Origin of the sequence: Achromobacter sp. Marseille-Q0513, assembly GCF_018195695.1 — a bacterium.
Taxonomy (GTDB): Bacteria; Pseudomonadota; Gammaproteobacteria; order Burkholderiales; family Burkholderiaceae_B; genus Achromobacter.
Genome location: NZ_JAGTJY010000406.1, coordinates 1 through 798 on the forward strand (window position 1 = coordinate 1; position 798 = coordinate 798).

1 protein-coding gene and 1 pseudogene are annotated in these 798 nt (G+C 71.8%); both read right to left on the minus strand.

What is annotated here, in order from left to right:
• Positions 1-358: pseudogene (locus tag KDH83_RS30945) on the minus strand (hypothetical protein); the annotation flags it as partial.
• A 101-nt stretch (positions 359-459) separates the two neighbouring features.
• The coding region (locus KDH83_RS30950) for a type II toxin-antitoxin system Phd/YefM family antitoxin (RefSeq protein WP_212322901.1) at positions 460-798 on the minus strand (339 nt) is incomplete at its 5' end.

Below are 798 nucleotides of genomic sequence, written 5' to 3' on the forward strand. Positions count from 1 at the left end.
CGCCGCGCGCCACGCGCAGGCGCACCCGCTGGATATGCTGCGCGGCATCGCGCAGGCCGCAGAACCAGACCAGCACGTCATGCGACGCCGACGCGGCCATCAGCTTCTGCGTGATGGTGTCGCCGCCCAACGTGGTTTCGAAGGCGTAGGTCTTGCGCGCCCGCACGGCCAGGTCCAGGCGCCGCACGCCTTCGTTCCAGGCCGCGATGTTCGCGTCTTCCTGTCCATAGCCGTGTTCCCGGACCAGCTCGCGCGCGCAGGTGTCCGGATTGAACCAGGCCAGGCCGGCCTGGGTGAGCAGATGCCCGCCGATGGAGCTCTTGCCCGCGCCGTTCACCCCCGCCAGGACGAAGAGCACGGGCCGCGCCGCGTCAGGCCGGGCCGCGTCAGGCCCGGCCGCTCCAGGTCGCGCTGCGTCAGGCCGGGTCCCTTCAGCCTGGACTTCGCCGGACCCCGCCATCAGTAAGTGGATCCCGCCTTGACCTTGCCGTCCAGCCGGCCGGGCGAGCGCATCAGGTCGCGCAGGCGGTCGCCGGCCTGTTCATCGTCCAGCGCTGCCAGCCGTTCGTCGAAGCGGCGGCGCAATTCGGCCAGCGGGTCGGGCATGGCCTGGTTGGCGGCCTGGGCGGCCTCCAGCAGCCGGGCGTATTCGGCGGTGGACAGGATCACCGCCTCGGGCTGGTTGTGGTTGGTGATCAGCAGCCTGCCTTCGGCCGAGAGGGCGCGCATCATGCCGCGCCAGCCGTCCTTCTTGACGGACGAGGCCGCGGCCACGGGCAGTTGGTCCAAGGGGGGGGG